This is a genomic window from Streptomyces sp. NPDC126503 (assembly GCF_040302405.1).
In the GTDB taxonomy this organism is placed as follows: Bacteria; Actinomycetota; Actinomycetes; order Streptomycetales; family Streptomycetaceae; genus Streptomyces; species Streptomyces gulbargensis.
In genome coordinates, this window is the sequence record NZ_JBEORS010000016.1 from 44,143 (window position 1) to 70,022 (window position 25,880).

Sequence of the window (25,880 nt, forward strand, 5' to 3'; positions counted from 1 at the left end):
GACGGGGCCGTGACAACCCCATTCAGGCCGTGACGCGTCACACCCCCGTCACACCCACCCGCAACGCCCTGACCTGCAACGTCACGGGCCGCACCAGGCCCCGTCACACCCCATATGCGAAGAACATCCCGATCTGGAAGGAGCCCACAACGGACAGCCCCCGCACCACCTACCACCCCACCCGAGCCGACTACACCGCCCTCACCCAGACCATCCAGCCCGGCGACCACCTCTACGCCGACCACGACGGCCACACCCGCGAATGGATCGTCACCAGCGACACCGCAGCCCTCACCAAAAGCCCCCTCCTCACCCCCGTCGGCCACCCACCCGACACCGGCCCCCGCATCCCCCTCCACCAACTCCTCGCGCGCTGCGGCGCCATCACCACCCAGCCACCCACCGAAAGGACCCCGACATGAAGTACAGCTACAAGGCCACCCGCGGCGACAAGAAGGCCCTCTGCCGCGACGCCAAGCCCGACACCCACCTGTACGTCATCAACACCCACACCGACCGCGGCCAGACCTATTCCGAGTGGGTCGTCATCAAAGAGCTCGCCTTCGAACCCGGCGTGCGAATGGTTCAGTGCCCCACCACCGGCGCCAAGACGAGCCTCACCCAGCTCCTCGCCAGCGCACGCGAGGTGTTCGGCCAGCGCCCGGCAGGAATGCCCAACCGTGCCGCCCCCGTCCGCAGCGACGCCTACGGCGACTTCGCCGACTTCGAAGCCGGCGTCACCCAGGAGTTCACCGGGGCCCAGGCGCGTCGTCAGCGATTCCTCTCTCGCCGCTGACCCCTCCCCCGTCAGCCGGGCGCCCCACAGCAGGCGCCCGGCCCCACCCCAACACCCCGAAGGAGAACCGCGACATGGCCGCGACCGCCACCCCCGCCCTCCGACCCGACACCGCGGTCGACGCCACCGCCCTCATCGCCGACATCGAGCGGTACCTCGCCGCCCACGTCCCCCGTACCGCGCACCCGCTCGTCACGAAGACCACGGCCCAGCTCGTCGCCGAAGCCCTCCACACCCCCACCAACGAACCCCCGGTCGCAACGCCCGAGCTCACCGTCCCCCACCGGCTGTGGCGCATCCTCCCCGACTGGGCCCTCGCCATCACGCCCGCCCGCCGCCTCCACGGCGCCGGCCGCCCCATCACCGTCACCCAACACCTCGAACTCACCATGCTCGTCATCCAGCAATACGGCTGGCACCGTGGCGCCCTCCGCTCCCGCACCGGCCGCCGCTGCATCCTCGGCGCCCAAGCCGTCCTCTACCGACTCGGCTACGGCGACGAACACACCGCCCGCGATGCCGGCGCCCGCATCCAAGCCGTCCTCACCGCCCGCGGCATCACCGAGCCCTACCACCGCTGGAACGACCGCCGTGGTCGAACCCTCGACGAAGTCCTCCACCTCCTCCGCGCCGCCACCACCCACTGACAGGAGCCCAATGACCTTCGACAAGCTCGCCGACAAGTACAAGGCCCGACTCGCCGCCCTCATCCACCCCGGCCGCGGCATGAAGCCCGTCACCACCGAACGCGACCTCATCCACCTCGTGGGGGACGCCGCCGAGATCCTCCACCGGACCGGCCAGCAGCAGCAGATGGCCAACCACCTCGACACCGCCACCGACCACCTCACCGACGCACACGCCAGCCGCGGCCACCACCGGACCCGAGCCCTCCGCAACGCCGAACGTGCACTCCAGCAGGCGCTCAAGGACATCCAGTGAAAGGCGCCGAAGAAGGGATGATGGACGGCATGAGCATCGCCGACCGCACCCGCGCCGACCTCGCCGCAGCGGGCTACGAAGCTGCTGCGGAGCCGATTCGGTACTTCGAAAGCACCGGCTTCTTCGTCGAGCCGTCGCCCGTCTACAACGATGCGGCCCGGGTCACCGTCACCGCTAAGTTCACCAGCCAGGACAAGTACGACCAGTGGAACGAGGCTCGCCGACTGGCCTACCGGTTGCAGAACGCTCTCATCGCTGCCGGGTACGCCTTTGAGGATGAGGATGGCGTGGAGCCGAACTGCGTGTTCCACGCCTTCCCGGACTGCTATCCGACGCAGGGATGATGGAGCGCATGGACGACCTCGTGCAGTTCCTCCGCGCCCGCCTCGACGAAGACGCCCGATCCCTCGGTGAAGCCCGGAACCCCATTCGCGCCCGCGCCCACGCCATCAGTACGCAGCAAGGGACCACGGTGCTCATGGGTGCCGACCGGTTCCGGGCCGAGGTCGACGCCAAGCGGCGCCTGGTTGACGAGCACCACGACGTGAACGACGGCTCGTGCGGCACCTGCATCACCCCTCAGTGGGGCTACCCGGTCCTCGGAGGCAGCAGCCCGCAGAGGTACCCCTGCGCCACGCTCCGCCTTCTCGCCCTGCCCTACGCTGGGCACCCTGATTACCAGGACACGTGGCAGCCGTGACCGTCCACAGCCCCTGACGGAAACGACTGGCTCCCCGTCCGAAAGTTGAAGCTTGCAACGACCCTAGGTCTGAGCGTAAGGTGTGCTTCGCTGGACACTTTGTGACTCCCGAAGGCCGCCTGTGATGGGCGGCCTTTCGCGTTCCCGCGGAGGTGACCATGCCCCCCGCCCTCGTAGACGACGAAACCATCGCCTACTACACCGGCCGGCCAGCATCCACCATCCGCCGATGGGGAGCCGAAGGCCGCGTCACCCGCTACGGCGCCGGCCGAGGACGAGTCCGCTACGACGTCCACGAATTCACCCCCGCACAACGCGACGAGTGGACCGGAGAAGTAACCCAAGTCGGCGGCATCCTGGCCCCCGCCCCAACAGCCCACGCCGCATAAGCCCCGGCCGCCACCCGGTCGGGCCTTCGCCGTACCCGCAGAACAACAAGCCCGCGGAGGTGCCCACGACATGGCTGACCTTCCCAAAAGCTACCGGCTCGGCAACCCCGCATACGAGGCACTCCGGTGCCCCAAGAACTGCGGCCGGCTGCTCATCTACGGCCGAACCTGCGGGTGCACGTGGCGGGCCGAACCCACTGCCGATCCGCTCATCGGGCACGCAGTACTGATCACCGATAAGGACGGCCACCACGTCCTTTCTCACGGCACTGTCACTGCTGTCGAACGCACTGAAGACGGAACGGAACTCACCGTCGAACGCTACCCCTTCTGACCCCAGGAGCCCGCGCCATGGCCCGTCTGCAGATCCTCGAACTCCCCGAAGGCGTCAACGACGACCGGCCCCCGTTCATCCTCGTCATCGACCAGATGCCCACCGACGAGACTGGCTTCGACGCACTCCGTCGCGACCTCGGCACCCCCGACGACCTCCTGGAGCGGATCGGGGCCCGCGCCGTCCTCGTCTTCGAAGACACCATCGACATCCCCGCCAACGACACCAGCGTCTACCTCCGCGACGGCGAAGCCGAGGAACAAGCCGAGCCGCAGCGAGCCGACGAGCGGGCAATCCAGGCCGAGGAAAAGCTCAAGGCGTTCATGGAGAAGCGCTACGCCATCGAACTGGAGCGCAGAGCAAGTTTGACCGACGCCCTCGGCGTGGACCGACTCCGCGACTGGGACGACATCCACAACGCCGCCTCCGGACTGCGCAAGCAGCGGGGCACACTGGCTAAAGCCATCGAACGGGTCAATAACCTGCACCGGCCGGTCGAGCATCGAGGACAGGTCATCTGCTGGGAATGCTCCGACTACGACTTCCCCGGCCAGACCACCGACAGCCCACCCGTCCTCTACGACCAGTGCGCCACCCTCCGAGCACTCGACGACAGGCAGAAACAGCAGTGAGTGGCGGTAGCTACAACTACCTGTGCGCCGCCCTCGACCTCGAAGACCTCCTGTCCAAGCGACACGACCTCGATGAGATGGCCAAGCGGCTCGCCGGGCTCGGCTACGCCCAAGACGCCGCCCGCGAAACCGAAGAACTCCTCCTCCTGCTCCGCCTGTGGGAAACCCGCGCCGAAGCCCGACTCCGTCGCCTCACCGACGTGTGGCGAGCCGTCGAATGGTCGGACTCCAACGACAGCAGCGAAACCCGCGTCCACGAAGCTCTCGCCAAGTACCGAGGCGATCACGACGACGCCGGGACTCCCCGTGCCTGACGCCACCGTGAAGATCAGCGACGGGGTACGCGAGGTCACCGTCGAGATCACCGGCAGTAGCGGCGACCCCCTCCCGCGCGCCGAAGACACCGCCACCCGGCTCTACGCCGCAGTGGTCGCCAGCACACCCGGCGGGCAACGCGCCGGCTTCAGCGGATGGGCCCTCAACAGCGACACCGAACGCAGCCCCGAGGAGTGAGCCGAACTCGCCAATGTCTTGGTGGAGTTGACCCACTCTCGGACGCCCGTTGACCGCATCTGTTGGCTTCCGCCTCCCTGGAAGAGGCTTCGTAGGGGGGCGGACATGTCAGGTGGATGGCGCGGGTCAGACAGGCGAGCCAGACTTCCCCGGAACTGGGCTGCTATCCGCGCCGAGGTGCTAGCCAGGGATGTCACTTGCGTACTGTGCTCAGTTCGCCCAGCCACCCACTGTGACCACATCAAGCCCAAAACTGATGATGACCGGCCGTCGCAACTCCAGGGAGTTTGCGGCCCCTGCCATGATCAGAAGTCCAGCCGCGAAGGCAACGCCGCCCAGCGTGCCAACCCCCGGCCCGGACGCACCCGCCCCTCCGAGCCCCACCCCGGCAGGCGGTGACCATGCCCGCATACCTCATCCAGCACCCAGTCGAACAACGGCGTGAAGACATCCTCATCGAGGACAGCGACCTCAAGCTCACCTTCGACAACGGCTGGGCCCTGTTCACCGACCAGGGTGGTGTGTGCCTCGCCATCCCAGCCGGGCAAGGCGCCTACATCAGACGCATCGACCCAGACCAAGACCACGACCTGGAGCAGCAGCCCGCACAGCAGGCGTAGCCAGCGGCTCCCCTGCGCCCCCGCCCGCGCGGGAGGAGAGACGGCCGGCAGCGTCAGGTCCCTGACGCGCAGGCCAACGCGAGAAGCGAACGAGCCGACCGCGAAGGCCGACGAGCACACGCACCCGAGGGGACCAGGGACGAGGCAGCCACCAGGCACACGGTGAGCAGGCACGACACGCAGGCAAGGGGGAACAGTGGCAGCAGCCACCACAGTGCACGTCCACTGCCCGGACTGCGGCACCGCAGTACCGATCACCCTGGAGACGCGCAGCACCACCAGCCGTGACCACGTCCTCCAGCTCGTCGTCGACCCCGACTACACCGACCTCTGGGCCCATCACTGGACCCACGAGACCACCTGACCACCCAGCCCGCCCGGCCGGCCCCGGCCGCCGCAGGGGTGGGGGGATACCCCCCTCCCCGCCCATCTCCCCGATCGGGGCCGTATAGCACCTGACATCCCGCCCGGGTTTCCAAGGCGCCCGCAGCGCCCCGCCGAAGCTCGCTGAGGACCCCTGGAGGTCTGAGCGGGCCGTCATGAGTGGCCCTGGAGGCCGCGCCTACCCGCACCAGACCCTGGAGGTCGTCATGGGCGCTCGAGGCCCGATCCCGAAGCGTTCCGAGGAACGCATGGGGCACCGGTCGAAGCAGGAGAAGCACTCGCACGTGAAGGCCCCGGCCGGCGCAGCCGTCGTGCCGGCACTGCCCGACCCCGATCCCGAGTGGCACTTGATCGCCACCGACTGGTACCTGTCCCTGCAGGACTCCGGGCAGGCCCAGTTCTATGAGGCGTCCGACTGGGCGACGGCCCGGTATGCCGCTGAGCTGATGTCGCGGCTGCTGAACTCGGACAAGGCGCCGAACGGCCAGCTGGTTGCCGCGCTGAACTCGGTCATGGGCAGCCTGCTGACGACCGAGGGGGACCGGCGGCGGGCTCGGATCGAGCTGCAGCGGCGCCCGGTCGCCGTGCAGGCGCCGGCGTCCGTGACGGCCATCGCCGACTACCGCGCTTCGATCGGTGGCTGAGGGAGAGGTCCCCGAGGTCGTCACTCCGTTCACGCTCGGGCCGACGTGGAAGCGCGGCCCGGACGGGCGGTTCCTGCTGCCGGAGTACACCCTGGGGTGGCACGCGCTGGCGTGGACCGCCACGTACCTGCAGCACTACGTCGGCGCTCCGTGGCGTTACACCGCCGAGCAGGCGCGGCTGACGTTGTGGTGGTACGCCATGGACCCGGTGACGAACCGGTTCCTGTGGCGGGACGGCGTGATTCAGAGGTTGAAGGGCTGGGGCAAGGATCCGCTCGTGGCCACTTGGTCGGCGTTCGAGTTCGTCGGGCCGTGCCGGTTCGGTGAGGTCGCCGATGAGGGCAACGAGTGGGGTGTCCCGCCCGGGCAGCCGCTCGGGGTGCAGCATCCGGCGGCCTGGGTGCAGATCGCGGCGGTGTCGCAGGACCAGACCCGGAACACGATGACGCTGTTCCCGAGCATCTTCACGCCGCGGGCGATCGAGGAGTACCGGATCGACCTCGGCAAGGAGATCATCTACGCCGACAAGGGCCGGGCCCGGATCGAAGCGGTGACGAGCTCGCCGCGCGGCCTGGAGGGCGGCCGGCCGACCGCCGTGAACCTAGGCGAGACGCACCACTGGGTGGAGTCGAACCAGGGGCACGAGATGGCCGCGGTCATCGAGCGTAACGCCACCAAGAGCGCGGACGGGCAGTCCCGGACGCTGGCGAACACCAACGCCTACGAGCCGGGCGAGGACTCGGTGGCGGAGCGGACGAGGGAGGCGTACGAGGCGGCGCAGGCCGGCCGGGCGGCGGATACGGGCCTGTTCTACGACTCGCTCGAGGCGCCGCCGGAGGCCCTGCTGACGGAGGAGTGGATCGAGCCGACGCTGAAGGCGGTCCGGGGTGACTCGGTGTGGCTGGACATCGAGCGGCTGAAGGCGTCGATCCTCGACGTCCGCAACCCGCCCTCGCGGTCCCGGCGGTTCTGGTTTAACCAGATCACGGCGGCCGAGGACGCCTACCTCGCGCCGTACGAGTGGGACGCCTGTCCGCACGAGGGCATCTCCCTCGCGGACGGCGACGAGATCGCCCTGTTCTTCGACGGCTCCAAGAGTGACGACGCGACCGGCCTGGTCGGCTGCCGCCTGTCCGACGGGCACGTCGTGCAGCTCGGTGTGTGGCAGCGGCCGGCGGGCTGGCCCGAGGACCGGCCGTGGCGGGTGCCCCGCGAGGAGGTGGACGGCGTGGTCGAGCAGATCTTCGCGCGCTACAAGCCTCTGGCGTTCTTCGCGGACCCCGGCGCCGGACAGGACGACGCGGACGGCGAACGGTACTGGGACGGCTACATCGACTCCTGGGCCCAGCGGTACGGCAAGCGGTTGAAGCTGAAGGCCGTGACGTCCGGCCCGCGGGCGCACGCGGTCCTGTGGGACATGCGCGACTCCCGGAATCAGCAGGTTTTCACCGAGGCCGTGGACCGGTTCTACCGGGACGTGCTGGAGCGGCAGTTGTCGCACGACGGGAGCCGGGAGCTGCGGCGGCACATCGGCAACGCGCGCCGCCGTACGAACCGGTGGGGTTACACGATCGGCAAGGAGCACCGCGAGAGCGCCCGGAAGGTCGACCTGGCGGTGTGCGCGATCGGGGCGCGGATGCTGCGGCGCATGGTCCTGAACAGCCCGACGTGGGCGAAGCGCTCCACGGCGCGCGGCAAGGGAAGGGTGGTGGTGCTGCGGTGACGATCCCCACCCTGCCCCTGCTGGGGCTGTCCGACGACGAACTTCAGGTTCTGACTGTGCTGCAGACGGATCTGCTGGCGCAGCGGACTCGGCTGCAGCTGCTGGATGCCTACTTCAACGGCGAGCAGATCATCCGTGACCTCGGCATCTCCATCCCGCCGCAGCTCAAGGGCCTGCACACGGTCATCGGGTGGCCGCGGATCGGTGTGGAGGCGTTGGAGCAGCGTCTGGACCTGGAGGCGTTTCGGTGGGCGGACGGTTCGGATGCCTCGGAGCTGGAGGAGATCGCCGAGGCGAACGATCTGTACGACGAGTCGAGTCTCGCGCATCTGGACGCTCTGACCTACGGCCGCGAGTACGTGACGGTGGGGTCGGCGGACGACGATGACGCGCCGCCGATCATCACCTACGAGTCGCCGCTGGATATGACCCTGTCGTGGGATGCCCGGCTGCGGAAGCCGCGGTACGCCCTGCGGGAGTGCCAGGACCGCTTCGATTTCGGGCTCGAGCCGGACGAGCGGCTGGTGACGCTGTACCTGCCGGACCAGACGATCCATGCGAAGCAGACGGCGAGCGGGTGGGAGGTCCTCGACCGGGACATGCACCGCCTCGGTGTGGTGACGGTGGTGCGGCTGGCGAACCGGCAGCGGACCGGGGACCGCGTCGGCCGGTCGGAGATCACCCCGGAGGTCATGTCCATCACGGACGCGGCGTGCCGGCGGTTGATGGGTATCGAGGTGGCGGCGGAGTTCTTCGGCGCGCCCGCGCGGTACATCCTCGGGGCGTCGGAGTCGGCGTTCCAGGATGCCGAGGGCAACGCGAAGTCGGCCTGGGAGACGTACATCGGCCGGGTCCTGGCGCTGGAGCGGGACGAGGACGGCAACGTGCCGCAGGTGGGCGCGTTCACGGCCCATGACCCGTCCGGGCAGACGAAGATCATCGACCTGTACGCGCGGATCATGTCCTCGCAACTGTCGGTGCCGCCGCACATGCTCGGCTACACCAGCGACAACCCGGCCTCGGCGGATGCGATCCGGTCGGCCGAGGGCGCCCTGGTAAAGAAGGCCGAACGCCGGATCCGCCGGTTCGGGGCAGCGCACCGGGCGGTGATGCGGCTCGCGCTGTGGATCCGGGACGGTGAGGCGCCGGACCCGTCGCGCCGGATTGAGACGGTGTGGCGGAACCCGGCGACGCCGACGCTCGCGGCCCAGACCGACGCGGCCGTGAAGCTGGTCGGTGCCGGCATGCTGCCCGCCGACTCGGAGGTCGCGCTGGAGATGGCGGGCCTGACCGAGGACCAGCGGCGCCGGGTGGCGGTCGAGCGGCGCCGGGCGCAGGGCCGCCGCATGCTGGCGTCGCTGGTTGCCGCGGGCGGCGAGGAGACCACCGATCCGGAACCGGAGCTGAACGATGGCGACGAGGGTCTCTGACGGCGGGCCTGCCGTGGTCCGGCAGCGGCAGGCCCAGCGGGCGCTGACCCGGCTGGTGGCGCGCGACATGCGGGGCCTGCGGCGCATCATCATCCCGTCCCGGCTCGGGGCCACGGTCCCGGACTGGATCGCCGCGGTCCGGGCGCTGGTTGACCAGTACGGGGCGGCGTCGTCCGCGCTGGCCGCGGACTACTACGAGGCCGAGCGGATCGCCGCCCGGGTGACCGGCCGGTTCACGGTGCCGCTGGCCGCCCCGCCGCCGCAGGAGCGGGTCGAGAGCAGTCTGCGGTGGGCGGCGAAGGACTTGTGGCCGCGGGATCCGGACGATCCGGCCACGACCCCGGCCCAGCGGCAGCCGATGGACGTCCGCCTGACGCAGGCGGAGAAGAAGGCCGAGGCGGTCGCGCAGAAGCTCGTGGCCGACCAGGGCCGCGACACCGTGCGGGAGGCCGTCCGGCAGGACCGGCAGGCCACCGCCTGGGCCCGCTCGGCGGCCCTGGGCGCCTGCTCGTTCTGCAAGATGCTCGCCATCCGCGGCGCCGTCTTCAAGCAGGACACCGCCGACTTCCGGGCCCACGACAACTGCCACTGCGGTGTGGTCCCGGTGTTCCGAGGGCAGCGGTTCGAGCTGTCCGACCACGCACGCGAGTGGGAGCGGCTCTACCGCGAGTTCGCGGCGCCCCACTCGGGCGACCAGCTGCGCCGGTTCCGGCGCGCTCTCGCCGAACACGGGCACCTGCCCGCCCTGTAAATCCCCACGGCTGCCCTGGAGGCGGCCCTTCTCAGCCCCTGGAGGGCGAACTCGCCATGCCTGAAGAGACCGAGCAGACCGAGCAGCTCGCCGAGCAGCCGCTGGAGTCGGAGGCCGCCCCGGAGGTGGACGGCACCGAGGAGGAGCCCTTCGACCGGAAGCGGGCCGAGGCCGCGCTGCGGAAGAAGAACTCTGAGGCGGAGAACCTGCGCAAGCGCCTGAAGGAGCTGGAGCCCCTCGCCCGCAAGGCGCAGGAGCTGGAGGACGCGCAGAAGACGGAGCAGCAGCGGCTCGCCGAGCAGTTGACCGCCGCTCAGGAGCGCACCGCGAAGGCGGCCCGGGCCGCGGTCGCCGCGAAGGTCGAGGCGCTCGCCGCACGGACCTTCGCCGACCCGGAGGACGCCGCCGGCGCGCTGGACCTCACCGCCTACGTGGACGAGGACGGCGTCATCGACGCCGAGGCCATCAAGGCGGACCTCGACGAGCTCCTGCAGCGCAAGCCCCACTGGGCCAAGCCCGAGGCTGGGCCGCGCTCGCCGCGCCCGGACCGCACACAGGGCTCGTCAGGCAACGGCAACCGAACCCCCAACACCCCTGAGGCCGAGTTCGCCGGCTTCCTGAATGGCCTGCTCGACAGGCGCTGAGACGAGGTAGAACATGCCCGCAACCCCGCCGGTCACTCTGTCCGGTATCCCCAACTCCCTGCTCCCGAAGACGATCTCCGGTCCGATCTTCGCGAAGGCCACCGAGCAGTCGACCGTGATGCGGCTGGCGCGTCGCGTGCCGCTGGCCATGACCGCCAACACCGAGATCCCCGTCCCGCTCGACGTTCCGACGGCCGACTGGGTCTCCGAGGGCGGCCGCAAGCCGATCTCCTCGGGCGGCATCGGCGTGAAGACCATGCAGGGCAAGAAGGTCGCCACCCTCGTGGCGGTCTCGGAAGAGGTCGCCCGCACCAACGCGGCCGGCCTCTACCAGCAGCTCGCGCAGGACCTGCCCACCGCGATCGCCCGCGCCTTCGACACCGCGGCCATCCACGGTAAGACCATGAAGGGCGCCACCGGCCCGTTCTCCGACTACCTGGCGATGACGACCAAGAGCGTCACCCTGGGCACGGCCGCCCAGTCCAAGGGCGGCATCTACGCCGACCTCGTCAAGGGCATGGCCGACGTCACTGAGGACGACTGGGATTTCAACGGGTTCGTCGCCGACAAGCGCCTCAAGCCGCAGCTCCTCCTGGCCACCGACACCTCCGGGCGTCCGATCTTCGTGGACTCCACGGAGCCGGGCAGCGGCGCGGCCGGCGCGGGCACTCTCCTCGGTGAGCCGCTGGCCTACGGGTCGGGCATCTCCGGGAAGTACCGGCGCCAGTCCACCTCGGCTGACTCCGGCCTGCGGGCCATCGGCGGCGACTGGTCGCAGTGCGCCTACGGCGTCGGCATGGACATCACCATCAAGACGTCTACCGAGGCCACCTATGTCGACGAGGACGGCACCGTCCACTCCGCGTTCCAGGAGAACCTGGTGCTGCTTCTGGTGGAGGCGTACTTCGGGTTCGTCCTGGGCGATGCGGAGGCGTTCGTGAAGTACGTCGGTGCGGGCGGCGCTTCCTGATGCCGGGCGTGGAGGGTGGCCGGGCGCCGATGCGGATCGTCGCCCGGCTGCACGGCTACCCGCCGCGCCACAACGCCGGCGCTGAGTGGATGGCCCACAGCATGCTGCGGGCCCTGGTCGAGCGCGGGCATCACGTGCAGGTGTGGCTGTCGCGGTACACCGGCGACCGGGAGGCCTACGACCTTGACGGCGTCCAGGTGGTTCCGCTGGAGGCCCGGCTGGACGCGGGCGCCGCGCTGCGGCAGGCCGATGTGGTCGTCTCCCACCTGGAGAACGTCCCTTCGGCCGGGGCGCTCGGGCGGGGGCACGGTAAGCCGCTGGCGGTGATCGCCCACAACACCTTCCCGCAGTCGTTCCGGCAGATGGCGGCCGGGGACACCGCGCTCGCGGTCTACAACTCGCAGTGGATGGCCCGGGAGGCGGAGCTGTTCTTCGCCGAGTACCCCAGGGCTGTCCGGCCCGCGGCCGAGATCGTGGTGCGGCCACCGGTGTACGCCGAGGACTACCGGACGAAGCCCGGTGACCGGGTGACGCTGGTCAACCTCAACGCGGAGAAGGGCGGGGAGATCTTCCACAAGCTCGCCCGCCGCATGCCGGATGTCGACTTTCTCGCGGTGACCGGCGCCTACGGCGAGCAGATCGTCCCGGACCTGCCGAACGTCGAAGTTGTGCCGCACCTGTGCGGCCACGAGATGCGCGAGCAGGTGTACGCCCGGACCCGGGTGCTGCTGATGCCGTCCGCCTACGAGTCGTGGGGCCGGGCAGGAGTGGAGGCGCTCGCCTCCGGCATCCCGGTCGTCGCACACCCCACCCCCGGGCTGTGCGAGTCCCTCGGCGAGGGCGGGATCTTCGTCGACCGGTCCGACGTCGACGGCTACGAGGCGGTCCTGCGCAAGCTGCTGTCCGACCCGGCGACGTACCGGCTGGCGTCGAAGCGGGCGAAGGACCGGTCGGCGGAACTGGACCCGGCGCCCGACCTGGCGGCCTGGTGTAAGGCCGTGGAGGCCCTGGCCCCGTGAGGAGGGGATCCGCATGGTGTTCGTCCCTCCCACGGCCGAGGAACTGGCGCTCTACCTCGGGCTCGCCGAGATTCAGGGCGCGCGGGCCGACCTGCTCATCGGGCAGGCGGTCGCGCTGGCGGAGTCGGTGGTCAAGCCGCTGCCCGAGCAGGCCACCGCGGTGGTGCTGTCGGTCGCCGGCCGGGCCTACGTCAATCCGCAGCAGGTCACCTACGAGACGATCGGCCCGCAGACGGTGCAACGGCCGGCCGGGTCGGGAGGCCTGTACCTCACGAAGTCGGACAAGGCGGCGCTGAAGGCGCTGGCCGGGCGCGGTGGGGCGTTCACAGTCGACCCGACCCCCGCGGGCGCCACACCGGCGCCGACCTGGCCCGCCGACGGGCCCTCCGCCCCGGGCGAGCCTTACGAGCCGGGCTGGGGGCGGTGGTACTGATGCCCGGCCCGTACCCGTTCGGCGAGGAAGTCGTCAGGCTGCGCCGGGGCCCGTCCCCGGGGCGCGATGCGCGCGGCCAGCCGATACCCGGACCGCTCATCGAGACCACGATCGCCGGGTGCGTGGTCACGCCCCGGCAGTCGACCCCGCCCGTGGGCGGGGACGAGCAGCAGGGCCGGGACACGGTCATCGTCGGCTGGACCGTGTACGCCCCGCCCGGCACCGACTGGACCACCACCGACCAGGTCCGTATCCGCGGCGTGCTGTGTGAGATCACCGGCGAGCCCGGCGACTGGGGCCGGAACGTGTTCACCGGCACCCCAGGCCCGGTGCAGTTCGCCGCCGACCGCGTCACCGGCTGAAGGAAGGAGCGCCTCGTGGCCGCACGGTTCAGAATGTCCCGGCGCGGAGTCGGGCAGCTGCTGCGCAGCGACATGATGCTCGCCGAGATGGTGCGCCGCGGCGAGGTCATCAAGAACGTCGCCGAGTCCATCGCCCCGGTCGGCGGCCCGGGGGACCCGCACCGCGGCCTGTACAAGAGCAGCTTCTTCGTGCAGCCGGTCCGGCGTGGCGGCCGGCGCCGGGACCGGGCGATCGCCGTCGTGGGCAACACCGCCCCGCACGGGGCGCATGTCGAGTACGGCACCGAGCGGGTGCCCGCGCACCATGTCCTGCTGCGGGCCGCGCAGGCGGGGGGCCGCTGATGGCCGCGGTCGGCAGTGTCGACATCGAGTTGGAGCTGATCCAGTGGCTTCAGGCCAAGACGGGGCCTGGCGTAATCGTCCGGGACGAGCTGGACAACCGGCTGCTGGAGGAGCTGCCCACCGTGCAAGTGCAGCGGCTCCCGGCCGGCGGCGATGACGGATTCCGCCTGGACCGGGCCCTGGTGGACATCGACGTCTACCACTCCACCCGGGGCGCCGCGACCGCCCTGGCCGCGCAGATCCGGGGCTGGCTCCTGACCGAGCTGCCCGGCACCCACACCGGCACGGCCGTCTTCGGGCGGGTCACGTCGTCGCCGCCGCCCGCCGTCCGCCCTTACGAGAACACGGCCCTGCGCCGTGTCGGGGCCACCTACCAGATCTACAGCCACCCGGCCTGACCGGCCGCGGGCCCGCGCCGCCCCTTCCACCCGCCCGAGCGCGGGCCACTTCCATGTCAGGAGAAACTCCATGGTCAACATCACCCGCGCCGCGGACCTCACCATGGTCGGCGCCAACGGCGGCGCCTGGGTCGCGCCGGTCGGCACGGCGGCACCCACCTCCCCCCTCGTCCAGCCGGCATCCCCGTGGGCCGCGCTGGGCGCGATCTCCGAGGACGGTCTGACCAACGGCTGGGACGAGGAGTCCCAGCAGTTCACCCCGTGGGGCCTCACCAGCCCGTTCCGCACCCAGATCACTCAGTCGGTGAGGACGTTCGGCCTGACCGTGTGGGAGACCTCCCGCAAGTCGGTCATGAGCCTGCAGTACCGCATCGACGAGGCCGACTTCACCCCGGACGGGCAGGGCATCACCCGCTTCGCCGAGACCGCCAGCCCGGTCCCGGACAGGAGGGCGTTCTGGTTCCTCGTCATCGACGGCGAGAACTACCGCGGCTTCTACGTCCCCGACGGCGAGATCTCCGAGCGCGGTGACGTCGAGTACAAGCAGGACTCGATGTCCGGGTTCGAGTGGACGATCACCACCTACCCGGACGCGTCCGGCAACACCGTCTACCACGCCGACAAGATCCCGGTCACGCCTGCGGATCCGCTGTCCTGATGAGCCGGACGGGTGGGCCACTTCACCGTTGGCGCGGGCCCGGCCCGCCCGTCCTTCACCCCACACCCCATCTTGTGCCCGCGCCGCGCAGTTTCGAGGAGGCCCGCGCCATGACCGCACGCACCGAAGTCACCCCCGCCGACGCCCAGGAGATCGAGGCGTCCGGCCACTACATCACCGTCGCCCTCGGCGAGACGGACGTGGAGGTCGTCCCGGCTGGCGCATGGCGGCAGTCCGCCATGCGCAAGCTCCGCATCGGCGACATGGACGCCTTCCTCGAAGCCGTCCTGAGCCCCGCCTCCTACGAGCTCTACCTGGAGCTCGACCCGACCAACGACGACCTCAACACCTTCATCGAGGACGTCAGCGCGAGCAGCGGCGAGTCGGTGGGAAAGTCCAGTGGACGGCCGGCGTCCTCGAGGAGCACGCGGAAGCGGTAGAGGCCGATCTGTGGCGCTACTACCAGCGTGATCTCCTCGACCTGCACCGCGGGTCGATGACCTGGCGGCAGCTGCGGGTCCTGATCCAGCACCTGCCGCCGGAGTCGTCGACCATGACGGCCCTGCGCAACGCACTGTCACCCGAGGAGTACGAGCGGCAGAGGAAGAACGGCCGGCCCGAGGAAGGCCGATGGTCGTTGGCCGAGCAGCTCCTGGCCGGGATCACCGACGCGCTGCAGGAGATCCAGTACATCCTCGCCGTCACCAACTCCGACGGCAAGGGCCGCCGCCCGCGGCGCCCGGAGCCGCTGCCCCGTCCCGGAGTGACCACGCGCAAGCAGCGCGAACCCATGTCGGAGCAGGCGGCCGAGCGGCTGTTCCAGCTCATCAACGGAGGCGCGGCCTGACGCGCGGGGAGGGGGTCCTTCCATGGCGATCCAGGTCGGCTCCGTCGAGGTCGATGTCATCCCGAACACCCGCGGCATCTACACCCAGCTGCGTTCCGCACTCGTCCCGGCCGCGACCCGTGCGGGTGAGAGCGCGGGGGACGCCGCCGGCCGGTCCTTCGGGCCGGCCATGCAGCGGCAGGTGGGCAGCGTCGGCGTCCAGATCGGCCGGCAGATCGGACAGCAGATCGCCTCCCAGCTCACCTCCGCCATGCGGGACTCTGTCCGCAACGGTGTGAACCAGGGGGGCCGTGCCGCGCGCCCGGCCGCTGCCCAGCAGGGCAACGATGCGGGCGGCGCGTTCGGGGCCTCGTTCCGTACCCGGGTCGAGGCGGCGGTGCGGAGCCTGCCGGACATCGTGATCGGCGCGGACACCTCCGAGGCCGACTCCGACATCCGGGCGCTTAGGTCCCAGCTGGAGCGGCTGTCGACGCAGCGGGTCGGGATCGACGTCGATGCGGCGGCGGCCCGGCAGCAGATCGAGACCGTGGAGCGGGACCTGCAGCGCCTCGGCGCGTCCAGCCCCGATGTCGCGGTCCGCGCGAACACGGCGGCGGCGGTCGCCGAGCTGGCGGCGCTGCGCGCGCAGATCGACGCGGTCGACGGCCGCGAGGTCACCGTGCGGGCGGACGCCTCGGTTCGCTCGTTCGGGATGCTGGTGACGGCCGCCGCCGCGTTCGGGCCGGCGATCCTACCGGTGCTGCCGCTGGTGGCCGCCGGGCTGGGCGCGATCGCGGCCGCGGGTGCGGCGGCGGCGGTGGGCGTCGGCGCGGTCGGTCTGGTAGCGGCGCCGGGCATCATGGGCATCGCCAACGCGCTGAAGGCACAGAAGGCGGCGCAGGACGCGGCGACGACGTCGGCGCTACGCGGCGGGCAGGCCTCGTCGCGCGGGGCGTCGTCGGCGCTGCAGCTGGCCGGCGCGCAGCAGGCGCTCGCCTCGGCGCACCGCAACGCGGCCCGGCAGATCGCGCAGGCCGAGCAGGCGGTCGAGGACGCGGCCAGGGAGGCCGCCGAGGCGAACGAGCGGGCCGCGCGGCAGGTCAAGACCGCGAAGCAGGACTTGGCGGACGCCGTGCAGCAGGCGGCGGACCGGCAGCAGGCCGCTGCGGAGGCAGTGGAGCGGGCCGAGGAGTCTCTCGCGGACGCTCAGCGCACCGCCCGGCAGGCGCAGCAGGATCTCACGCAGGCCCGCAAGGACGCGGCAGCGGAGCTCGCGGAGCTCGGGGACCGCCTCACGGAAGCGCAACTGGCCGAGCGGGACGCGGCTCTGGCCGTGCAGGAGGCCCGGGTACGGCTGTACGAGGTGCAGAAGAAGGGCTCCAAGGCGACGCTGCTGGAGCAGGAGCGTGCTCAGCTCGCCTACGACCAGGCCGTGGAGCGGCTGCGGCAGCAGCAGGCCGAGACGAAGGGCCTCGCGGAGGAGAAGGCGGCCGCGGACAAGGCCGGTGTCGAGGGTTCGGACACGGTCCGGCAGGCGCAGGAGCGGGTCCGGGAGGCGGACCGCGGCATCGTCGAGCAGCAGGAGGCCCTGCAGAAGGCGCGGACGGAGGCGGCGCGCCAGCAGGTGACGTCGCAGCAGGACATCGCCGAGGCTCAGGAGAAGGTCGCCGAGGCGCAGCGCAACGTCACCCGGGTCCAGGAGGACGGGGCCCGGGCCGTGGCCCGCGCGCAGGAGAGTCTGGTGGCGGTGCAGCAGTCGGCGGCGGACTCGATCGCCTCGGCGCAGCGGCAGATCGCCTCCGCGCAGCAGTCGGCGGCGTCGGCCGCGGTCGGAACCATCGACCAGGCCGCGATCGCACAGACCAAGTTCGAGAAGGAGCTGGCGAAGCTGTCGCCGTCGGCACGGGCGACCTATGACGCGTTCGTCTCGCTGAGGAGCGCGTTCACGTCCTGGTCGCAGGCGCTGCAGCCCGCCGTGATGCCGCTGTTCACCCGGGCGCTGGAGGGGGTGAAGAACGCCCTTCCGGGCCTGACTCCGATCGTGAAGGCCGCGGCGGCGGCGATCGGCACCCTGCAGGACCGGGCGTCGCGCGGGTTCAAGTCGCCGTGGTGGCGCGAGTTCAAGGCCGACTTCACCGGCTCGGTGCGCCCGGCGATAGAGGGCCTGGGGATCGCGTTCGGCAACGTCTTCAAGGGCATGGCCGGCGTCATCCAGGCCTTCTTCCCGCACATGGACGGCATCTCCACCAGGATGCAGACCATCACGGAGCGGTTCGCCACCTGGGGCACCTCCCTCAAGGGTTCGCCGGCCTTCGAGCGGTTCCTCGCCTACAGCGCCCAGCAGGGGCCGCTGGTGGCCCAGCTCCTCGGCAACCTGTTCCGGGCCCTGTTCGACCTGGGGATGGCGCTCGCGCCGCTGGCGGGTACGGCGGCGTCATTCATCAACGCGTTGTCGACCGGGATCTCGGCGATCCCGGTCGAGGTTCTCACCGTCGCTGGTGTGGCGTTCGCGTCGATCGCGATCGGCGCGAAGCTGGCGGCGATCGCGCTGGGCATCTGGAAGTTCGCGGTCACGGCAGCCGCTGTCGCCACCGCGATCCTGACCGGGAACACGGCGGCGCTGAACGCGGCGCTGCGCGCGAACCCGATCGGGCTGATCGTGACCGCGGTCATGGCGCTGGTCGTCGCGCTGATCTACGCCTACCAGAACAGCGAGACGTTCCGGAACATCGTCCAGGGCGCATGGGAGGGGATCCAGCAGACCATCGGGTTCATCTGGAACAGCATCCTCAAGCCCGCCTTCGACGGGATCGTAGCCGCACTCCAGGCCATCGGCACGGCCGCGGTGTGGCTGTGGCAGACCATCCTGAAGCCGGCGTTCGACGGGATCAGCCTCGCGGCGAGGATCCTCGCCACCGCTGTGCTGACGCTGCTGATCGCGCCGCTGGTCATCGCGTTCAAGGCGCTCGGCGTGATCGGTACCTGGCTGTGGACGACGATCTTCCAGCCGGTGTTCCAGTGGATCGGCGACAAGGCGGCGTGGCTCTGGGAGAAGAAGATCAAGCCCGCCTGGGACTTCATCAAGGTCGGGGCCGGGATGGTCGGGGCGAAGATCTCGGAGCTGTGGAACACCTACGTCCGGCCCGTCTTCCAGTGGATCGGCGACAAGGCCTCGTGGCTGTGGAACGACAAGATCAAACCGGCGTGGGACTTCATCAAGGTCGGCGCGGGTCTGGTCGGCGCCAAGGTGAAGGAGCTGTGGGACAAGTACGCCTCCCCCGTCTTCACCTGGATCGGTGACAAGGGTGCCTGGCTGTGGGACAAGGCCCTGAAGCCGGCGTTCGACAGCGTGAAGAAGGGCGTCGACAAGGTCGGCCAGTCCTTCGATGACGCGAAAAACTTCATCGAGAAGGCCTGGACCAAGGTCCAGGACATCGCGAAGAAGCCCGTCCGGTTCATCATCGACAAGATCTACAACGCGGGCATCGTTCCCACCTGGAACAAGATCGCGCAGGCGTTCGGTGCCCCGGAGATCAAGCCGATGAAGACCGAGGGCTGGGCCACCGGTGGTGTCCTGCCCGGCTACACCCCGGGCCGGGACGTCCACCAGTTCGTCTCCCCGACCGGCGGCGGTCTGGAGCTGTCCGGCGGCGAGGCCATCATGCGGCCCGAGTTCACCCGCGCGGTCGGCGCCGGGTTCGTCAACACGATGAACCAGGTCGCCCGCACCCGCGGTCTCGCAGGGGTGAAGCAGGCCCTGGCCCCCGCGCTCGGCGGCAGCGCCCCCATGCAGACCGACCGCACCCTGAAGTACGCCGACGGCGGCATCTTCGGGTGGATCGGCGACAAGGTCGCCGGCGCGGGCAGCGTCGTATGGAACGGCATCAAGGAGGGCGCCAGCTGGCTGGCCGACACCATGGAACAGTCGGCGCGCGCCGGCCTCAACGGTGTCGTCGACCCGCTGCTCTCCCAGTTCCCGGGCGCCGACACCAACCTGGGGCGGATGCTGCGCCGGGTACCGGCGAAGATGATCGATTCGATCTTCGGCTACTCGAAGGAGGCGGACAAGCGGGGCGCGGGCGGCGTGGGCGGCCCCCGTGTGCAGAAGGCCCTGAACTGGGCGCGGACGCAGAACGGGCTGCCCTACCAGTGGGGCGGCAACGGCAACCCCAGCTGGGACTGCTCCGGGTTCATGTCGGCGATCGAGTCCGTCATCCGCGGCGAGAACCCCCACCGCCGGTGGGCGACCGGCGCGTTCAGCGGCAAGACCGCCCCGCCCGGATGGGTCCTGAACGGCAAGTCACCGTTCATGATCGGCATCACCAACGCGGGCGTCGGCCACACCGCGGGCACCATCGGCGGTGTCAACGTCGAATCGCGCGGCGGTGACGGAGTCGTCGTCGGCCCGCGCGCCCGCAGCTACATGGACCCGCTGTTCACCGACGTGTACGGCTTCATGCCGGCCGCGTCGTACGACAGCGGCGGCTACCTCCAGCCCGGCTTCAACCTGGCCTACAACGGCACCGGCGCCCCCGAGCCGGTGTTCACCACGTCGCAGGCCAACGCCCTTACCCGGATGGCCGGGCAGGACAGCGGCGGCCTGCGGCCCGGGGACGCGCTCACCCTCGTCGTCCAGGACGGCCCGACCTTGCGCGCCTACGTCCAGAGCGAGGCCGGAACGGTCGTCGCCCAGCACGACCAGGCCCTCGTCATGCAGGCGGCGGCCGGAAGGAGAACGTGACGTGCCGATCATCATCACCTCGGGCGACATCCCGCCGGACCCGCCGGTGGAGTCGGTCTCGCCGGACGGGATCCTCACCGTCCGGCGGGACGACACCTGGGCCGGGGTCTACCTGATCGCCGACTACGCCTCCGACCCGGACGTCGCCCGCGTGCGGTTCGTCCGGGCCGGGGCCGACGCCGTGGAGGTCCCGGTCCGCGGCGGTGACCTCGCCTGGGCGCCGGGCGGCATGGCGGTCGCCTACGACCACGAGGCCCCGCTGGGGGTGTCGTCGTCCTGGTACGCCTACCCGGTCGGCTGGGACGGCACGGTCGGCGCGCGGTCGGACGGGGCGGCGGTCACCCCGCCGGAGCCGGCCGCCCCGCGCGACGTGTGGCTCAAGAGCCTGGTCGACCCGGCACTGTCCATGCGGGTGGTAGTCCTGGCATGGCCGACGATGGAGTACGCCGAGCGCCAGGAACGGTTCGATGTCCTGTCCGCTGCGTCGCCGGTGATGCGGGTGGACTCCTGGTCGCTGGCCACGTCCACCGTCACGCTCGAGACGGCGACCCTGGCCGAGCGCGAGCAGCTCCTGGCGCTCCTGCAGTCCGGGACGACGCTCCTGGCGCAGACCCGGGGCGAGTACGGCCGCCCGGACGCCTACTGGGTCCCGGGGAAAATCACCGAGTCCATGCCGGGGCCCGCCTACGACCCTCACCGCACCTGGGAGGTCACGGTCACCGGAGTCGACCGCCCGGCGACGGTCGATGCCCGGCTGAGAGTTCCGGGCCGCTCCTACGACGACTCGGCCGCACTGTGGCCGACGTACGCGGACCGGACATCGACCGGCCAGAGCTACTACGACGTGACCACCGGGGGGTGAGCACAGGGTGTGGCCTGTCTCCGCCCGCTGGGACGCCGCCCTGCGCGGCGCTGCCCGGCCGGCCGCCCGCGCGACGATCCATCCGCCGCAGGGCGACCCGTTCCCCGCCCGCCTGCTGTCCTGGTCGGTCACCGCCGACCGGACCGCCCAGGTACGCCGCACCTGCGCGGTCACCCTGGCCCCGGAGACACCGCGCGGGCTGACCGGAGTGACCGTGCAGGGCGGCTACCTCCAGCTCGACGTCGGCCTCGACTACCTCGACGGCACAGCCGAACTCATCCCCCAGGGCTTCTTCAGGCTGGACGCCGAGGACGCCGAGCGACCCGGCGGCGGGATCGCCCTACAGGGCTACGGCCGGGAGAAGGTCGTCGCCGACGACGCGTTCCTGCGCCCCCGCACCGAAGCGAACAGCAGCGGGCTGGACCTGATCGAGCAGCTGCTCCTCGAATCCGTGCCGGGCGCCGTCGTCGTACGCCGCACCACCCGCGACGCACCCATCAGCCGCACCACCTGGGAGAAGGACCGCTGGTCCGCCATCGACGGCGACGACGCCTCGATCGCCCGCGCGCTCGGCGTGGAGGTGTGGGCGGACGGCAGGGGCCGTTTCGTCATCGGGCCCGTGCCGACCCTGTCCGATCCGCCGGTGTGGACGGTCGACTCCGGTACCCGCGGGGTGCTCGTCACCGCCCGCACCTCCACCTCCACGGCCGGCGTCTACAACACGGTCGTCGCGGTCGGGGACGCCTCCAACGGTGCCCGGCCGGTGGGCCCGGTCATCGTGCAGGACCTCGTCGCCACCTCGCCGACCCGGGCCACCGGCCCGTTCGGCCGCCGGGTGCGGCACTACTCCAGCCCCTTGCTGCGCACCACCGGCCAGGCTGACGCCGCCGCCCGATCCCTCCTCTCCAACTCCCTCGGCCTCACCGAGGGTTTGGCGTTCACGGCCGTGCCGAACCCGGCGCTGGAGCCCGGCGACGTCGTCCTCCTCGCCCCCCAAGGCCAAGCCCCGTCCCTGCACATCATCGACAAGATCAGCCTCTCATCGAGCGGCGCCATGTCCTGCGACACCCGCTCCACGAGGCCCGACGACGGGAGCACCTGATGTCCCTGATCGACGCCATCCTGCCGCTCGCCTCCAACCCCACCGCGGGCAGCGCCGAAGTCGCCACGGTCAACGCCGATGGGACCGTCGACATCCTCATCAACGGAGCGGCCGTCCCCGCCGCATGCATCGAGGCATACGCCGACCGAGCTGTCGGCGATGTCGTGTTCGTGATCCCCGTCCGCGGCGGCTACGTCGTTCAAGGCCGCTTCACCACCAGCTAGGAGGCCTTGTGCCCACCACCCCGATCGGCGGCGCGCCCTTCCCGGCGGGCCCCGACTCCGACAACGTCCCCGCGGACCTGCAGGCACTCGCTGTCTGGGCCAGCACCCGGGTCACCATGCGGTTCGCCGACGCAGCCGCCCGGAACGCCGAGATTCCCGCGCCCACCCCGGGCATGGTCGCCTGGCTCGACAACCCCGGAGCGGTCACCATCCGCACCGCCACGGCCTGGCGCACCCTGTGGTCCGCCCTGTCATGGACCGACCTCACGCTGGAGAGCGCCTACACCACCTTCGGCACCACGCCTCAGGCCGCTCTGGACGGCGGGAACTTCATCGTCCTGCGGGGTGGTGTGCAGCGGTCGACGCCCAGCACCGACATCACCGGCAACTCCGTGGTCGGCACGATCCCCAGCTCTTTCGGGACCCCGATCGGCGGGGATTACCCCATCGCCACCCAGTGGCTCAGCGACATCGTCACCGGCCGCCTCTACGTCGCCACCAACCGGCAGTTGACCTACGTCGGCCGCAACACGGGCTGGATCAGCCTCAACGGCGTCCGCATCCCCCTCGCCTAAGGAGACCCTGCATGCGCTACCAGTACGGCTCCGACGGCGGAGCCGTGGTCACCGACACCGACGGCGACGTCCAGGCCGGCCGCTCCGGCACCGTGTGGACCGCCCGGGCCGGCGGCAGCCAGGTCACCGACATCCTCAACCTCGACGGCACCCCCACCGGCGGAAACGTCGTCACCGACACCCGCGGACGCATCGCGTTCCAGGGCCCCGACGAGGTGACCGCCACCCTGTGGTGGGACACCGGCGGCGGCATCCGCTGGGCGATCCACCCCACCGAGACCGACCGCATCGCACGCACCCAGGTCGAGACCTACGGCATCCTCGCCTCCACCCGCGGGGAGCCCGGCGGCACCGCCACCCTGGACGGCGCCGGCCACGTGCCGCAGGACCAGCTGCCTGACCTGTCCGACTCGTACGTGCCCTACCCGCCCGGCGGGCAGGCCGGGGACACCCTGATCCGAGGCGCGGGGCAGGCCGTGTTCTGGGGCCGGTCGTCGGCGGGCACCGTGTCGCCGTGGGCGGCGCTGGAGTCGCAGACCGCACCCCGCTGGATCGGACACCGCGGCGCCGCGCTCCTCGCCCCGGAGAACACCCGCGAGTCGATGCGCACGGCGGTGGCGCTCGGCGTGGACGCAATCGAGATCGACGTGTACAAGACGGTCGACGGCGGTCTGATGGTCATGCACGACACCACCGTCGACCGCACCTCGAACCTCAGCGGGAGCACGGCGAACCTGACCATCCCAGCCGCGCTCCGGGGCCGGATCGACGCCGGCACCTGGTTCGCGAACACCTGGCCCTCGGACCTGCGCATCCCGCTGTTCTCCGACGTCCTCGCCGACCTCGGTAACACGATCCCGATCATCGTCCACTGCAACAACTCCGGCTCCGGCGCGGCAGCGGTCGCCGAGATCCTGCGCCAGGAGCTGGAGCAGTCCGTCTGCATCATGGCCTGGACCGAGACCGAGCTCGCCGCCGCCCGCGCGGCCGGGATCCCCACGCTGCTCCTGGACGCCGATGGGGTCCTGTCCGGGCAAACCTACGCCGGGCTGCTGGCCGCCGGCACCGGCTACCTCGGTGTCGACCACTCCCAGGCCAGCACCGCCACGATCCAGGCCGCTGCCGCCGCCGGGCTCCGCGTCGTCGTCTACACCGTCAACCGGCGCGCGCACTACGCCGCGCTGCCCACCGACGGGTCGGTGTGGGCGGTCGTCAGCGATGACCCGTGGTACGTGCGCGGCACCTCGGCCATTCGCGCGAGCGACAATTTCTCGGCGGGGACGTTCCTGCACGGCATGCAGACGGTGCCTGACCTCGCCGACTACAGGGGGTTTTTCACGCCCGGGTCGCCGTCGTGGTGGGGCCTGGACGCCTCCGGCACCGTCATCCCGGAGATCGCCACCAACCTGGGCTACGCCTCGGTCATGCAGGGCTACCTCGGCCCGCTCCCGACCACGTTCACGCTGGACACCGACTTCGTCATCGACGTCTCCGACTACGCCACCGCGAGCGCGCAGATCCTGCTCATGGTCGGGGACAGGGCGTACGACGACCAGGGCGGCGGCGCGGCGAACCCCAACGGGTACAGCCTGCTGGTCCGTACGAACGGGACCCTGGACCTGTTTAAGGTGACCAACGGCGTGGCGTCGAACATCGGCACCGCCGCTACCGCCGCGATCACCCCCGGCACCACCCAGCACCTGCGCGTGCAGGTCACCGCCACGCAGATCATCGTGACCCGCACCAACATCGCGGCGCCGAACGCGCTGACGGTCACGGACTCGACGTACCGCGGCGGCATGTACCCGCACTGCGCCGTCCGCGACACGAAGTCCCGCTGGGCGAACATCGCCATCAGCTGACCTTCGCCCCACCCACCCCGCCCCGGAGCCGCCACAGCCCGGGGCACCGTCATCTCTGGAGGCCCCCGTTGGCCACACCACTATCCCCGGACCAGTTCCTCGCCGCGCTCCGGGCCGAGGGCTGCCGAGTCGTCGAGCACCCCGGCTGGCGCACCCACACCCGCACCTCCTCCAGCCGGCCCTGGGGCCCCGTGCACGGTCTGCAGATCCACCACACCGTCACCAAGGGCACCACCGCGACGGTCCGAATCTGCCGCGACGGATACGCCGGACTCCCAGGCCCGCTGTGCCACGGCGTCATCGCCAAGGACGGCACCATCCACCTCGTCGGCTACGGCCGCACCAACCACGCCGGCGGCGGCGACCCGGACGTGCTCCAGGCCGTCAAGGACGAGTCGTACGAGACGCGACCGCCCGCCCCGAACGTGGGCAACGCCGACGGCGCCGACGGCAACCGGGCCTTCTACGGCTTCGAGTGCGAGAACCTCGGCGACGGCAAGGACCCGTGGCCCCCGGAGCAGCTCGACGCGATCGCGCGGGCCTCCGCGGCCGTATGCCGGGCCCACGGCTGGACGCACCGCTCGGTCATCGGCCATCTGGAGTGGTCCGACGACAAGTCCGACCCCAGGGGGTTCGGCATGCCGTGGATGCGCGACAAGGTCGCCGCTCGGCTCGGCACAAACCCCACCACCCCGAAGCCCGTCCCCGAGGAGGACGACATGACCCCCACGCAGGCCCGCCAGCTCGCCGAACTCCATGACGCCCTGCTGCCCTACATGGGCTGGCAGTACCGCGGCAAGGGCAAGTCCGACGCCTGGGCCATCCTCAACAGCCTCCACGCGCAGGTCACCGGCCAGACCGCCGCCATCAAGGCGCTCGCCGCCCAGATCGGCCGCGACGTCGACACGGACGCCGTCGTGGACGCCGTCGAGAAGGCCATCGCCGAGGCCGTCGTCCGGGTCGACGTCAACGTCACCGGCCCTGCTACCTCCTGACCAGAACGG

Annotated in this window: 33 protein-coding genes; all 33 read left to right on the forward strand. The window is 70.9% G+C overall.

Annotation, left to right across the window (positions count from 1 at the left end; translation table 11 throughout):
• Positions 1-29: 29 nt before the first annotated feature.
• Positions 30-422 (forward strand): hypothetical protein, encoded by a 393-nt coding sequence (locus ABTY40_RS20990; RefSeq protein ID WP_352060923.1) that lies wholly within the window; start codon positions 30-32, stop codon positions 420-422.
• Positions 419-796, forward strand: a complete 378-nt coding sequence (locus ABTY40_RS20995; protein WP_352060924.1) for a hypothetical protein — start codon at positions 419-421, stop codon at positions 794-796. Before ABTY40_RS20990 ends, ABTY40_RS20995 begins: the two co-directional genes overlap by 4 nt.
• Before the next feature lie 74 nt (positions 797-870).
• A complete protein-coding gene (locus ABTY40_RS21000; RefSeq protein WP_352060925.1) occupies positions 871-1,443 on the forward strand; it encodes a DUF6197 family protein in 573 nt (190 codons plus the stop codon).
• 10 nt (positions 1,444-1,453) lie between these two features.
• Positions 1,454-1,738 (forward strand): hypothetical protein, encoded by a 285-nt coding sequence (locus ABTY40_RS21005; RefSeq protein WP_352060926.1) that lies wholly within the window; start codon positions 1,454-1,456, stop codon positions 1,736-1,738.
• A 29-nt stretch (positions 1,739-1,767) separates the two neighbouring features.
• Positions 1,768-2,082 carry a hypothetical protein gene (locus ABTY40_RS21010; RefSeq protein ID WP_352060927.1) on the forward strand — a complete coding sequence of 105 codons (315 nt, stop codon included), beginning with the start codon at positions 1,768-1,770 and terminating at the stop codon, positions 2,080-2,082.
• An 8-nt stretch (positions 2,083-2,090) separates the two neighbouring features.
• Positions 2,091-2,438, forward strand: a complete 348-nt coding sequence (locus ABTY40_RS21015) for a DUF6221 family protein (protein ID WP_352060928.1) — start codon at positions 2,091-2,093, stop codon at positions 2,436-2,438.
• A 459-nt stretch (positions 2,439-2,897) separates the two neighbouring features.
• Positions 2,898-3,161, forward strand: coding sequence for a hypothetical protein (locus ABTY40_RS21020; RefSeq protein WP_352060929.1), 264 nt, complete (start codon positions 2,898-2,900; stop codon positions 3,159-3,161).
• A gap of 17 nt (positions 3,162-3,178) precedes the next feature.
• A complete protein-coding gene (locus tag ABTY40_RS21025; protein ID WP_352060930.1) occupies positions 3,179-3,793 on the forward strand; it encodes a hypothetical protein in 615 nt (204 codons plus the stop codon).
• Positions 3,790-4,107 carry a hypothetical protein gene (locus ABTY40_RS21030; RefSeq protein ID WP_352060931.1) on the forward strand — a complete coding sequence of 106 codons (318 nt, stop codon included), beginning with the start codon at positions 3,790-3,792 and terminating at the stop codon, positions 4,105-4,107. The genes ABTY40_RS21025 and ABTY40_RS21030 overlap by 4 nt, the downstream gene beginning before the upstream one ends.
• Positions 4,100-4,306, forward strand: a complete 207-nt coding sequence (locus ABTY40_RS21035) for a hypothetical protein (RefSeq protein WP_352060932.1) — start codon at positions 4,100-4,102, stop codon at positions 4,304-4,306. Before ABTY40_RS21030 ends, ABTY40_RS21035 begins: the two co-directional genes overlap by 8 nt.
• 401 nt (positions 4,307-4,707) lie before the next feature.
• Positions 4,708-4,926, forward strand: coding sequence for a hypothetical protein (locus tag ABTY40_RS21040; protein ID WP_352060933.1), 219 nt, complete (start codon positions 4,708-4,710; stop codon positions 4,924-4,926).
• 196 nt (positions 4,927-5,122) lie between these two features.
• Positions 5,123-5,290, forward strand: coding sequence for a hypothetical protein (locus tag ABTY40_RS21045; protein ID WP_352060934.1), 168 nt, complete (start codon positions 5,123-5,125; stop codon positions 5,288-5,290).
• A gap of 226 nt (positions 5,291-5,516) precedes the next feature.
• Positions 5,517-5,954, forward strand: coding sequence for a phage terminase small subunit (locus tag ABTY40_RS21050; RefSeq protein ID WP_352060935.1), 438 nt, complete (start codon positions 5,517-5,519; stop codon positions 5,952-5,954).
• Positions 5,947-7,677, forward strand: a complete 1,731-nt coding sequence (locus ABTY40_RS21055; protein ID WP_352060936.1) for a terminase large subunit domain-containing protein — start codon at positions 5,947-5,949, stop codon at positions 7,675-7,677. The genes ABTY40_RS21050 and ABTY40_RS21055 overlap by 8 nt, the downstream gene beginning before the upstream one ends.
• Positions 7,674-9,107, forward strand: coding sequence for a phage portal protein (locus ABTY40_RS21060; protein ID WP_352060937.1), 1,434 nt, complete (start codon positions 7,674-7,676; stop codon positions 9,105-9,107). Before ABTY40_RS21055 ends, ABTY40_RS21060 begins: the two co-directional genes overlap by 4 nt.
• On the forward strand, positions 9,088-9,858 hold the full coding sequence (locus ABTY40_RS21065; protein WP_352060938.1) for a VG15 protein: 771 nt from the start codon (positions 9,088-9,090) through the stop codon (positions 9,856-9,858). The genes ABTY40_RS21060 and ABTY40_RS21065 overlap by 20 nt, the downstream gene beginning before the upstream one ends.
• Before the next feature lie 56 nt (positions 9,859-9,914).
• Positions 9,915-10,502 carry a hypothetical protein gene (locus ABTY40_RS21070; RefSeq protein ID WP_352060939.1) on the forward strand — a complete coding sequence of 196 codons (588 nt, stop codon included), beginning with the start codon at positions 9,915-9,917 and terminating at the stop codon, positions 10,500-10,502.
• A 13-nt stretch (positions 10,503-10,515) separates the two neighbouring features.
• A complete protein-coding gene (locus tag ABTY40_RS21075) occupies positions 10,516-11,472 on the forward strand; it encodes a phage major capsid protein (protein ID WP_352060940.1) in 957 nt (318 codons plus the stop codon).
• A gap of 29 nt (positions 11,473-11,501) precedes the next feature.
• Entirely contained in the window at positions 11,502-12,491 is a 990-nt protein-coding gene (locus ABTY40_RS21080; protein ID WP_352060941.1) for a glycosyltransferase family 4 protein, read from the forward strand.
• A gap of 13 nt (positions 12,492-12,504) precedes the next feature.
• Positions 12,505-12,924 carry a hypothetical protein gene (locus ABTY40_RS21085; protein WP_352060942.1) on the forward strand — a complete coding sequence of 140 codons (420 nt, stop codon included), beginning with the start codon at positions 12,505-12,507 and terminating at the stop codon, positions 12,922-12,924.
• The gene (locus tag ABTY40_RS21090) at positions 12,924-13,286 is read left to right on the forward strand and encodes a hypothetical protein (RefSeq protein WP_352060943.1); all 363 of its coding nucleotides are present in this window, start codon (positions 12,924-12,926) and stop codon (positions 13,284-13,286) included. Before ABTY40_RS21085 ends, ABTY40_RS21090 begins: the two co-directional genes overlap by 1 nt.
• A gap of 15 nt (positions 13,287-13,301) precedes the next feature.
• On the forward strand, positions 13,302-13,628 hold the full coding sequence (locus ABTY40_RS21095; RefSeq protein ID WP_352060944.1) for an HK97 gp10 family phage protein: 327 nt from the start codon (positions 13,302-13,304) through the stop codon (positions 13,626-13,628).
• Positions 13,628-14,026 carry a hypothetical protein gene (locus tag ABTY40_RS21100; protein WP_352060945.1) on the forward strand — a complete coding sequence of 133 codons (399 nt, stop codon included), beginning with the start codon at positions 13,628-13,630 and terminating at the stop codon, positions 14,024-14,026. Before ABTY40_RS21095 ends, ABTY40_RS21100 begins: the two co-directional genes overlap by 1 nt.
• A gap of 70 nt (positions 14,027-14,096) precedes the next feature.
• Entirely contained in the window at positions 14,097-14,684 is a 588-nt protein-coding gene (locus ABTY40_RS21105) for a phage tail tube protein (RefSeq protein ID WP_352060946.1), read from the forward strand.
• A gap of 110 nt (positions 14,685-14,794) precedes the next feature.
• Positions 14,795-15,124 carry a hypothetical protein gene (locus ABTY40_RS21110; RefSeq protein WP_352060947.1) on the forward strand — a complete coding sequence of 110 codons (330 nt, stop codon included), beginning with the start codon at positions 14,795-14,797 and terminating at the stop codon, positions 15,122-15,124.
• A gap of 56 nt (positions 15,125-15,180) precedes the next feature.
• Positions 15,181-15,531 carry a hypothetical protein gene (locus tag ABTY40_RS21115; protein ID WP_352060948.1) on the forward strand — a complete coding sequence of 117 codons (351 nt, stop codon included), beginning with the start codon at positions 15,181-15,183 and terminating at the stop codon, positions 15,529-15,531.
• Positions 15,532-15,553: 22 nt separating this feature from the next.
• Entirely contained in the window at positions 15,554-20,251 is a 4,698-nt protein-coding gene (locus ABTY40_RS21120) for a hypothetical protein (RefSeq protein WP_352060949.1), read from the forward strand.
• 1 nt (position 20,252) lies between these two features.
• Positions 20,253-21,113: a hypothetical protein gene (locus tag ABTY40_RS21125; RefSeq protein ID WP_352060950.1), complete on the forward strand. Its 861-nt coding sequence runs from the start codon at positions 20,253-20,255 to the stop codon at positions 21,111-21,113.
• 7 nt (positions 21,114-21,120) lie between these two features.
• Entirely contained in the window at positions 21,121-22,215 is a 1,095-nt protein-coding gene (locus tag ABTY40_RS21130) for a DUF5047 domain-containing protein (RefSeq protein WP_352060951.1), read from the forward strand.
• Positions 22,215-22,439: a hypothetical protein gene (locus tag ABTY40_RS21135; RefSeq protein WP_352060952.1), complete on the forward strand. Its 225-nt coding sequence runs from the start codon at positions 22,215-22,217 to the stop codon at positions 22,437-22,439. Before ABTY40_RS21130 ends, ABTY40_RS21135 begins: the two co-directional genes overlap by 1 nt.
• Positions 22,440-22,447: 8 nt before the next feature.
• Entirely contained in the window at positions 22,448-23,014 is a 567-nt protein-coding gene (locus ABTY40_RS21140; RefSeq protein ID WP_352060953.1) for a hypothetical protein, read from the forward strand.
• A gap of 11 nt (positions 23,015-23,025) precedes the next feature.
• Positions 23,026-24,876, forward strand: coding sequence for a glycerophosphodiester phosphodiesterase (locus tag ABTY40_RS21145; RefSeq protein ID WP_352060954.1), 1,851 nt, complete (start codon positions 23,026-23,028; stop codon positions 24,874-24,876).
• Between the two features lie 68 nt (positions 24,877-24,944).
• On the forward strand, positions 24,945-25,871 hold the full coding sequence (locus tag ABTY40_RS21150; protein ID WP_352060955.1) for an N-acetylmuramoyl-L-alanine amidase: 927 nt from the start codon (positions 24,945-24,947) through the stop codon (positions 25,869-25,871).
• Positions 25,872-25,880: the final 9 nt, after the last annotated feature.

What these genes read in the sequence shown, in the direction of transcription:
- ABTY40_RS21010 (WP_352060927.1), top strand. Translation starts at nt 1,768, where the DNA reads ATGAGCATCGCCGACCGCACCCGCGCCGACCTCGCCGCAGCGGGCTAC.
- ABTY40_RS21015 (WP_352060928.1), top strand. Translation starts at nt 2,091, where the DNA reads ATGGACGACCTCGTGCAGTTCCTCCGCGCCCGCCTCGACGAAGACGCC.
- ABTY40_RS21085 (WP_352060942.1), top strand. Translation starts at nt 12,505, where the DNA reads ATGGTGTTCGTCCCTCCCACGGCCGAGGAACTGGCGCTCTACCTCGGG.
- ABTY40_RS20995 (WP_352060924.1), top strand. Translation starts at nt 419, where the DNA reads ATGAAGTACAGCTACAAGGCCACCCGCGGCGACAAGAAGGCCCTCTGC.
- ABTY40_RS21110 (WP_352060947.1), top strand. Translation starts at nt 14,795, where the DNA reads ATGACCGCACGCACCGAAGTCACCCCCGCCGACGCCCAGGAGATCGAG.
- ABTY40_RS21145 (WP_352060954.1), top strand. Translation starts at nt 23,026, where the DNA reads ATGCGCTACCAGTACGGCTCCGACGGCGGAGCCGTGGTCACCGACACC.
- ABTY40_RS21070 (WP_352060939.1), top strand. Translation starts at nt 9,915, where the DNA reads ATGCCTGAAGAGACCGAGCAGACCGAGCAGCTCGCCGAGCAGCCGCTG.
- ABTY40_RS21120 (WP_352060949.1), top strand. Translation starts at nt 15,554, where the DNA reads ATGGCGATCCAGGTCGGCTCCGTCGAGGTCGATGTCATCCCGAACACC.
- ABTY40_RS21090 (WP_352060943.1), top strand. Translation starts at nt 12,924, where the DNA reads ATGCCCGGCCCGTACCCGTTCGGCGAGGAAGTCGTCAGGCTGCGCCGG.
- ABTY40_RS21000 (WP_352060925.1), top strand. Translation starts at nt 871, where the DNA reads ATGGCCGCGACCGCCACCCCCGCCCTCCGACCCGACACCGCGGTCGAC.
- ABTY40_RS21100 (WP_352060945.1), top strand. Translation starts at nt 13,628, where the DNA reads ATGGCCGCGGTCGGCAGTGTCGACATCGAGTTGGAGCTGATCCAGTGG.
- ABTY40_RS21105 (WP_352060946.1), top strand. Translation starts at nt 14,097, where the DNA reads ATGGTCAACATCACCCGCGCCGCGGACCTCACCATGGTCGGCGCCAAC.
- ABTY40_RS21050 (WP_352060935.1), top strand. Translation starts at nt 5,517, where the DNA reads ATGGGCGCTCGAGGCCCGATCCCGAAGCGTTCCGAGGAACGCATGGGG.
- ABTY40_RS21080 (WP_352060941.1), top strand. Translation starts at nt 11,502, where the DNA reads ATGCGGATCGTCGCCCGGCTGCACGGCTACCCGCCGCGCCACAACGCC.
- ABTY40_RS21115 (WP_352060948.1), top strand. Translation starts at nt 15,181, where the DNA reads ATGACCTGGCGGCAGCTGCGGGTCCTGATCCAGCACCTGCCGCCGGAG.
- ABTY40_RS21065 (WP_352060938.1), top strand. Translation starts at nt 9,088, where the DNA reads ATGGCGACGAGGGTCTCTGACGGCGGGCCTGCCGTGGTCCGGCAGCGG.
- ABTY40_RS21075 (WP_352060940.1), top strand. Translation starts at nt 10,516, where the DNA reads ATGCCCGCAACCCCGCCGGTCACTCTGTCCGGTATCCCCAACTCCCTG.
- ABTY40_RS21040 (WP_352060933.1), top strand. Translation starts at nt 4,708, where the DNA reads ATGCCCGCATACCTCATCCAGCACCCAGTCGAACAACGGCGTGAAGAC.
- ABTY40_RS21020 (WP_352060929.1), top strand. Translation starts at nt 2,898, where the DNA reads ATGGCTGACCTTCCCAAAAGCTACCGGCTCGGCAACCCCGCATACGAG.
- ABTY40_RS21135 (WP_352060952.1), top strand. Translation starts at nt 22,215, where the DNA reads ATGTCCCTGATCGACGCCATCCTGCCGCTCGCCTCCAACCCCACCGCG.
- ABTY40_RS21025 (WP_352060930.1), top strand. Translation starts at nt 3,179, where the DNA reads ATGGCCCGTCTGCAGATCCTCGAACTCCCCGAAGGCGTCAACGACGAC.
- ABTY40_RS21005 (WP_352060926.1), top strand. Translation starts at nt 1,454, where the DNA reads ATGACCTTCGACAAGCTCGCCGACAAGTACAAGGCCCGACTCGCCGCC.